We start from the raw sequence: 7,701 nt of genomic DNA on the forward strand, positions 1-7,701 counted from the left end.
CCCTGCTTTTTCTCCCCATGTTTACCGGACAAATCTGAATTCTCTTAACTTTGCCGGTGTAATACCTTTACCTTGAAGACCAAATTAAAAAAATCATACAGGTTTGCCCTGAGATCATCTTTCTATATGACAGGGATCTCATGTCTGTTATTAACGTTTATTCTTATTCTCCTCAGGAGTAAAGACTATTATGTTATTCCGGTATTTGCGCTTATTTTATTTCCCCTCGGATTTTTGATCATTCAATATCGCGTCGAACGGTTCATTTACAAAAGAGTAAAAAAGATTTATGATGATGTATCACTGTTGGAATCCAGCAGTTTTCAGCAGCAACCGATCACAACCGATATGCAAACTCTGACCCAGGAGATCGAAAAGTTTGCCAACAATAAAAAACTGGAAATCGAAACGCTTAAGATCCGCGAAGGATATAGAAAAGAATTTCTGGGTAACGTTTCTCACGAACTCAAAACCCCGCTATTTACCGTACAGGGTTACATACTAACGCTGCTCGACGGTGCCATGGATGATAAAGCAGTCCGTAAAAAATACCTGCAGCGGGCAGCAAAAGGAGTGGAACGTCTGATCTTTATCGTCAAAGATCTGGATATGATATCCAAGCTCGAAGCCGGAGATGTTCATCTTGAAATGGAGGATTTTGACATCGTGGAACTCATACAACATGTGTTTGATATGATGGAAATGAAGGCAGCCAAGAAGAATATTACGCTAACGTTCGACATGGAGTACCCTGAACCCATCATAGTGCATGCTGACAGGGAACGGATTCTGCAAGTAGTCACTAACCTTGTAGTAAACTCGATAAAATATGGAAAGACCGACGGAACTACTGAGGTCAGTATCGAAAACCTGATAAAGAACAAGATCATTATCAGGGTTACAGATAATGGAGAAGGGATCGAAACGCAAAATATCCCACGTCTCTTCGAACGCTTTTATCGTGTCGACAAAAGCGGAAACCGTAAAGAAGGAGGTTCAGGACTCGGACTTTCGATCGTTAAACACATTATTGAAGCTCACAAGGAAAGGATCTATGTGGAAAGTGTTTTTGGAGTCGGATCAGAGTTCTCATTCACACTTGAAAAGATCAAAAAGCCGGTTAAGGTCGAAGTCTGAATTTATTTTACTTAACCCTTTGTAATTCTCCACGTCGCTTAACATATCTAAACTGAATGTATCCTGGCAGCAACTGGGTACCAACTGAAGCTTTTTCAACCGCTCGGCGATATATTCCTGTTCATACTGACCGGGAGTGGGGATAAAGAAAGCCTTTTTATCCAATTTGGCAAGATCCATGACCGTGGTGTAACCCGATCTGCATAGAATCATCCGGCTTTTAGCAAATGCGACCTCAAGCTGTTCAGAAGTCATAAAATTATAGACCTTGGCAACTCCTTTGGTAACTACGGATTGTCGAGGCTCTATCTTTCCTCTGACAAACAATACATTCCCTTTAAAATCCTGAACCTGTTCCAGTAAACGTTGTTCCAGCATACTTCGTTGTGGTTCAGGCCCTGATAACAGCACCATCAATTCATATTTTAGGGGAAGATCCAATTTTTCCAATCTGCTTAACGGACCGATATAACGAACATTATGCAACGGTTTCTCCGGATGGCCAAGTACCCCGCTTAAATTGGGTTCTCCGGCAACATCGGGCACCCAACATTCCTGAAACTTACTGATCACTTTCTGGTGTATCGCCGAACTGAAACGGGTCGTATTCCCCGTAAGAACATTCAACTGATGGGTAATAAAGACCGAAGGAACCTTTTTTGAATAAACGCCCAACCGATTATCTGAGATAATTCCGTCAATGGCCCGATCTTCTACGATCTTTTTGGTCATTTTATGTTCTTTGGATATTGCCTTCATGATTTTTGGCGAATCCCAGACCATCTTCAATTTAAAATACCTTCCTTTTTCGGCATATTGAATCTTATATTCCGGCAATTCTACAAATTCAAGATCCTCGAATTCATTTTGTAACAGCTGTAACGCGTCTCCATCAGAGCCAATGACCGGATCAAAACCCGATTCGAGTAAAAGACGTATAATGGGTATACAGCGCGTAGCGTGTCCAAGACCCCAATTCAGGGGAGCGATCAGTATGCGTTTCTTCCTTTCCATAAGAGTATAAAGTAAGTCTTTTTTGAGGTGAAAAAGATTTCCTTAATTTTGCCATTAAATTAAATTATTGTTGTGGGGAGTAAGAACAAACTCAAACGATTTAAAGAGAACGAAACATTCGCTAATGTGATACAACCCTCACGCGATGAAATCATCTCCGATAAATTCAGTTTTAAAGGTCAGTGGAATGCACAGTTTTTCAAAAACGACAAGCCGATCGTGCTTGAATTAGGCTGTGGAAAAGGAGAATATAGTGTTGGCCTTGCCAAACTTTTTCCCGAGAAGAATTTTATCGGTATCGATATCAAAGGTGCCCGTTTCTGGAGAGGAGCAAAGACCGCTATTGAAGAAGGACTCTCCAACGTTGGGTTTCTCAGATCTCAGATCGAACTTATCGACCATATTTTTGAGGAGAATGAGGTCTCTGAGATCTGGATCACTTTTCCGGACCCACAGATAAAATTCAAGCGGACCAAGCATCGTCTGACCAATATGGAATTTCTCAATAAATACAGACGTATCCTGAAACCGGATGGCATCATGCATTTAAAGACCGACAGTGAATTCATGCACGGTTATACGCTCGGACTCCTCCATGGACTCGGAGAAGAAGTGCTGTATGCCAACCATCATGTATACCGTAATGAAGGAAGTCCGAAAGAAGTTACCAGTATCCAGACCTTCTATGAGGCACAATACCTGGAACAAAATAAACCGATTACCTACATCAAGTTTAAACTTAAACAATGACCATTCACCTTCTGATTCTCTTCTTTGCCACATTCTCCGCAGCACTTATGGGTGTAGTCTTTCCCGGACTCGTTAACATTACCGCTGCAAAGACCAGTGCCAAAAGAGGAAAACAAGGCGGAATGATATTCGCGCTAGGCGCTTCGCTAACCGTAGTGGGGCAGGCTTATGTGGGAGTACTCATTTCAAAATACCTGTACAACAATCCTTTTGTGATCGATATACTGCTAAAGATAGCCCTGGTTGTCTTCGCATTCTTTGCCATCTATTTTTTGGTCGTTGCTAAAAAGAACAGCAATAAACCTAAAGTGCGAATGGTCGAGGTCAGCAAAAAGAACCTGTTCTTTAAAGGAATGCTGATCTCAGCGCTTAACGTGCTTCCCATACCCTATTTTTGTGGACTCAATGCAGCCTGGAATGTCTCCGGCTGGATAAAATTCCAGTTATGGGATATACTGATCTTTATCATTGCCGCCGGACTCGGTACTTTTGCAATGCTTTATATGTATGTCACCTATTTTGACAAACTCGAATCCCGCACCAACAATTTCGCCAGATATTCTGATTATATCCTAAGTGCTTTAATGGGGGTTCTACTGATCATCACACTCATCCGAATCTTCTACACCAGCGCATGAAACCAGGCAATGAAAATTTTTTCGAACGGGTATACGAAGTAGCCAAACTGATCCCATACGGCCGAGTAACCTCCTATGGCGCGATAGCTCGTTATCTGGGCACCGCCGGAAGTGCCAGAATGGTTGGGTGGGCTATGAACGCTTCACATGGTAAAGACGTACCTGCTCACCGGGTGGTAAACAGAAAAGGCATTCTCACCGGCAAGCACCATTTCGACGGCACCAATCTCATGCAACAATTACTCGAAAGCGAAGGCATCGAAGTAATCGATAATCAGATCCAGGACTTCGAAAAACATTTCTGGGATCCCTCATCATTGAATAGCGCAAGCTCGGAAAGCGAGTAGCTGGTTTAATGGTTGATGGTAGATGGTAAATTCAATTCTCAAAAAAACTCAATTCTCAATTAGATCAACGCCAGAAGTCAGAATATAGAAAACGGAAAACAGAAAACAGTTTATGGTTTACTGCATTACTGCCTACAGCATACAAATCAATTCTTAATCCAACTGAGTTACGGTGTTACTTGTTACACTGTTACATGTGGAATTAAATAGCAATACAGGGAGTACCTCCGTTCACAATTGAGTTGATTCCTGAAAACGCAAAACGGAAAACAGCTTATAGCATACCGCATTACTACCTACAGCTTACAAATCAATTCTTAATCCATAATTCTTCACTTAAATCTTGAATTCTCAATTCTCAACTTTCAATTCTTAACTCTTATCTAATACAAAGCCTGAGCAAGCTTAACGGGTAGCCAGTAAGAAGAGACCAATGCTATTATAATCATTTTCAATACTGCTGTTTTTAATATGTTAGCGCGAAAACGTATCTTTGCAATTTAGAATGAGTTTAAAATAAACTGCATTTTAAATACAGAACGAAATAGTACTATGAAATTAGATAGAAAGGAAATTCTCAAGGCACTGGAAAGCATTTCAGCTCCAGGAGAAGGTAAGAATATAGTGGAGAGCGGAGCGGTTAACAATGTGATGACCTTTGGTGACGAAGTTGTCGTTGATGTAACCATAAGCAATCCCAGTTTACAGGCTCGTAAAAAGACTGAGGTGGAAATCCTGAAGACTATTCATGATAAGGTATATCAGAAGGCTAAGGTCAAGGTAAACATCAAGGTTGAAGCCCCTGAAAAGCCACAGATCAAAGGAAAATCAATTCCCGGCATCAAGAATATCATCGCGGTAGCTTCCGGTAAGGGAGGAGTTGGAAAATCTACGGTAACTGCAAATCTTGCCGTTACACTTGCCAAGATGGGCTTTAGTGTTGGTTTACTGGATGCAGATGTTTACGGACCTTCCATTCCGATCATGTTCGACGTGGAGCGTGAGCGTCCGCTGGCGGTGAACGTCGATGGAAAATCGAGAATGAAACCTATCGAAAGTTATGGTGTAAAGATTCTTTCCATCGGATTCTTTACGCAGCCGGATCAGGCTGTGATCTGGAGAGGCCCTATGGCATCTAAAGCACTAAATCAAATGATCTTCGATGCTGCCTGGGGAGAGATCGACTTTCTGTTGATCGATCTGCCACCGGGAACCGGAGATATTCACCTGAGCATTATGCAGGCGCTTCCGATCACCGGAGCGGTTGTGGTAAGTACTCCTCAAAATATCGCATTGGCTGATGCCAAAAAAGGAGTGGCGATGTTCCAGCAGGAAAGCATCAGCGTACCGGTATTGGGGATCGTTGAAAACATGGCATATTTCACTCCGGAAGAATTACCGGAGAATAAATATTATATATTTGGTAAGGAAGGTGCAAAAAACCTGTCTGAAGACCTTAAGGTTCCTTTCCTTGGAGAAATTCCGATCGTTCAGAGCATCAGAGAAGCCGGTGATGTCGGCCGACCTGCTGCACTGCAGACAGCAACTCCTCTGGAAGAATCCTTTGAAGAACTTACAAGAAATGTAGTTCAGGAAGTGGTACGGCGAAACGAAAGTTTACCACCGACAGAGGCCATTAAGATCACAACAATGGCCGGTTGTTCTGCCGTTAAAAAGAAATAAAATGACTTCGGAAGAAATTAAATTAAATGTGGAAAAGGCGCTTGAAGAAATCAGACCTTTTCTAAAAAATGACGGGGGTGATATCTCTCTCGTCTCCATTGACAATGACAAATTTGTCAAAGTTAAACTGGAAGGAACCTGTGTGGGTTGCAGCGTAAACCAAATGACCCTGAAGAGCGGGGTTGAGATGACCATCAAAAAATATGTTCCTCAGATCGAGGAAGTGGTTAACGTAGTCGACTAACAATTACCGACCGGAAGAAACCCCAATATTTCACCTGTATTCGCTATTGGTGTGATAATGTATTCCAAAAAATGAGGGCTCCCTGCAATCGGGGTTGACCCAGGAAAAAGAAAAAGCATGATCAAAACAGACATATTAATCATTGGAGCCGGACCCACCGGTCTCTTCGCAGTTTTTGAAGCAGGATTATTAAAATTAAAATGTCATCTGATCGACGCTCTTCCGCAACCCGGCGGACAATGTGCTGAGATCTATCCAAAGAAACCTATCTATGACATCCCAGGATTTCCGGAAGTGCTCGCAGGAGACCTCGTCGATAATCTCATGGAGCAAATTCGCCCATTCGATCCGGGATTTACACTCGGTGAACGAGCAGAGACCATAGAAAAACAAGAGGATGGCTCCTTCATCGTAACTACGAATAAAGGAACGAGACATCAGGCTCCCGTAGTTGCTATTGCGGGCGGACTCGGAAGTTTTGAGCCGAGAAAACCAATTCTGGATCGCATCGATGAATTTGAAGATAAAGGTGTTGCCTATATCATCCGTGACCCGGAGGTATATCGCGACAAAAGGGTGGTGATCGCCGGAGGAGGAGACTCCGCTCTTGACTGGAGTATCTTTCTGGCCGATGTAGCTTCAGAAGTAACCCTGATTCACCGAAGAAATGAGTTCAGAGGGGCACTTGACTCTGTTGAAAAAGTAGAAGAGCTAAAGAAACAGGGAAAGATCAATTTGGTTACTCCTGCAGAGATCACCGCATTACATGGCGATGACCATCTCAATGCAGTTACCATAAATAAAGACGGTGAAGACCTTCTTCATGAAACCGATCATTTTATTCCCTTATTCGGACTCTCACCAAAACTCGGACCTATCGGAAACTGGGGGCTGGAGATAGAGAAGAACGCCATCAAAGTAGACAATACGCTGGACTACCAGACCAATATTGAAGGAGTTTTTGCCATTGGAGATGTGAATACCTATCCGGGAAAATTAAAACTCATTCTTTGTGGTTTTCACGAAGCGACCCTCATGTGCCAAAGTGCCTATAAAATCATATATCCAGACAAACGATATGTTATGAAATATACCACGGTCAGTGGTGTAGACGGATTTGACGGCAGTAGAAAAGAAGCTGAAAAAGCCGTAGTAAAGTCGATTAATTAATCTCACGATGAGCATACGACCTTATTAAAAAAAAGCAACGCCGAAATTCGACGTTGCTTTTTTTATGAACACTAAAATTATATTTTTCTTTATACCTCAGGAGCCAGTTCGATCTCGAGTCCGTCAAGATCCTCCGTAATCGGTATCTGACAACCCAGCCTGCTGTTCTCCTGAACATGGAATGCTTCAGCCAGCATCAGATCTTCATCCTGACCCATTTCGGGTAATGTATGATCAGACAGTATATAACACTGACAGGAAGCACACATCGCCATTCCACCACAGGTTCCTTCCACTGGAAGTTCATAAGCTTTACAAAGCTCCATAAGATTCATGGCCATATCCGTAGGCGCCTGCACCTCATGCACAACCCCCTCCCGGTCTTTGATTTTAATAAGTACGTCTGACATTATTTGAATTTTGAAAGCAAATTTACATTAAAAAGTTTATTCAAAGAGGAATTTAGTCTAGTAAATTGGTAGGTTTATAGATTAACAAGAATATTATCAACTAACGCGGTGACGATCCGGCTTCAGCCTTTGGCAAATCAGGAGTGTCGATTGACTGCTTGCGCTGCGGTAAGTGTCGTCGCTATCGTAGTACTGCCACACGAAGATGCTGAAGTGACCTAAGCCGCTTGTGGGTAAAGGAGACAAGTGCTATTCGACCCGAAGGAAAGCAAGCCATAAAATTGCAAAAAGCAATGCGACCCGAAGGA

General features: G+C 42.5%; 9 protein-coding genes. 7 read left to right on the plus strand and 2 right to left on the minus strand.

Going from position 1 to position 7,701, the window contains the following annotated elements; translation table 11 throughout:
• Nucleotides 1-72 precede the first annotated feature (72 nt).
• Complete coding sequence (locus tag DMZ48_RS11535) at nucleotides 73-1,137, plus strand: sensor histidine kinase (RefSeq protein WP_242009188.1); 1,065 nt, start codon at nucleotides 73-75, stop codon at nucleotides 1,135-1,137.
• On the opposite strand, the gene DMZ48_RS11540 is transcribed toward DMZ48_RS11535, so the two are convergent.
• Entirely contained in the window at nucleotides 1,090-2,151 is a 1,062-nt protein-coding gene (locus DMZ48_RS11540; protein ID WP_143955296.1) for a glycosyltransferase, read from the minus strand. The two genes, DMZ48_RS11535 and DMZ48_RS11540, sit on opposite strands and share 48 nt — an antisense overlap.
• 72 nt (nucleotides 2,152-2,223) lie before the next feature.
• On the opposite strand from DMZ48_RS11540, the gene trmB reads away from it, so the two are divergent.
• The 6 genes from trmB to DMZ48_RS11570 all read left to right on the plus strand — a co-directional run bounded on the left by trmB (nucleotide 2,224) and on the right by DMZ48_RS11570 (nucleotide 6,983).
• Nucleotides 2,224-2,901, plus strand: a complete 678-nt coding sequence (gene trmB, locus DMZ48_RS11545; protein WP_143955297.1) for a tRNA (guanosine(46)-N7)-methyltransferase TrmB — start codon at nucleotides 2,224-2,226, stop codon at nucleotides 2,899-2,901.
• A complete protein-coding gene (locus DMZ48_RS11550; protein WP_143955298.1) occupies nucleotides 2,898-3,539 on the plus strand; it encodes a LysE family transporter in 642 nt (213 codons plus the stop codon). Before trmB ends, DMZ48_RS11550 begins: the two co-directional genes overlap by 4 nt.
• On the plus strand, nucleotides 3,536-3,886 hold the full coding sequence (locus DMZ48_RS11555) for an MGMT family protein (protein WP_143955299.1): 351 nt from the start codon (nucleotides 3,536-3,538) through the stop codon (nucleotides 3,884-3,886). Before DMZ48_RS11550 ends, DMZ48_RS11555 begins: the two co-directional genes overlap by 4 nt.
• Nucleotides 3,887-4,438: 552 nt before the next feature.
• On the plus strand, nucleotides 4,439-5,569 hold the full coding sequence (locus DMZ48_RS11560; RefSeq protein ID WP_143955300.1) for an Mrp/NBP35 family ATP-binding protein: 1,131 nt from the start codon (nucleotides 4,439-4,441) through the stop codon (nucleotides 5,567-5,569).
• Nucleotide 5,570: 1 nt separating this feature from the next.
• Nucleotides 5,571-5,813, plus strand: coding sequence for a NifU family protein (locus DMZ48_RS11565; protein WP_143955301.1), 243 nt, complete (start codon nucleotides 5,571-5,573; stop codon nucleotides 5,811-5,813).
• Nucleotides 5,814-5,930: 117 nt separating this feature from the next.
• Nucleotides 5,931-6,983, plus strand: a complete 1,053-nt coding sequence (locus tag DMZ48_RS11570) for an NAD(P)/FAD-dependent oxidoreductase (protein ID WP_143955302.1) — start codon at nucleotides 5,931-5,933, stop codon at nucleotides 6,981-6,983.
• Nucleotides 6,984-7,072: 89 nt separating this feature from the next.
• Here DMZ48_RS11570 and DMZ48_RS11575 read toward each other — a convergent pair whose 3' ends face one another.
• Nucleotides 7,073-7,393, minus strand: coding sequence for a 2Fe-2S iron-sulfur cluster-binding protein (locus tag DMZ48_RS11575; protein WP_143955303.1), 321 nt, complete (start codon nucleotides 7,391-7,393; stop codon nucleotides 7,073-7,075).
• Between the last annotated feature and the right edge of the window lie 308 nt (nucleotides 7,394-7,701).

Origin of the sequence: Robertkochia solimangrovi (assembly GCF_007279655.1) — a bacterium.
GTDB classification, from domain to species: Bacteria; Bacteroidota; Bacteroidia; order Flavobacteriales; family Flavobacteriaceae; genus Robertkochia; species Robertkochia solimangrovi.

Coding starts and splice junctions, on each gene's coding strand:
- DMZ48_RS11555 (WP_143955299.1), top strand. CDS start 3,536: ATGAAACCAGGCAATGAAAATTTTTTCGAACGGGTATACGAAGTAGCC.
- DMZ48_RS11565 (WP_143955301.1), top strand. CDS start 5,571: ATGACTTCGGAAGAAATTAAATTAAATGTGGAAAAGGCGCTTGAAGAA.
- DMZ48_RS11550 (WP_143955298.1), top strand. CDS start 2,898: ATGACCATTCACCTTCTGATTCTCTTCTTTGCCACATTCTCCGCAGCA.
- DMZ48_RS11560 (WP_143955300.1), top strand. CDS start 4,439: ATGAAATTAGATAGAAAGGAAATTCTCAAGGCACTGGAAAGCATTTCA.
- DMZ48_RS11570 (WP_143955302.1), top strand. CDS start 5,931: ATGATCAAAACAGACATATTAATCATTGGAGCCGGACCCACCGGTCTC.
- DMZ48_RS11575 (WP_143955303.1), bottom strand. CDS start 7,393: ATGTCAGACGTACTTATTAAAATCAAAGACCGGGAGGGGGTTGTGCAT.
- DMZ48_RS11540 (WP_143955296.1), bottom strand. CDS start 2,151: ATGGAAAGGAAGAAACGCATACTGATCGCTCCCCTGAATTGGGGTCTT.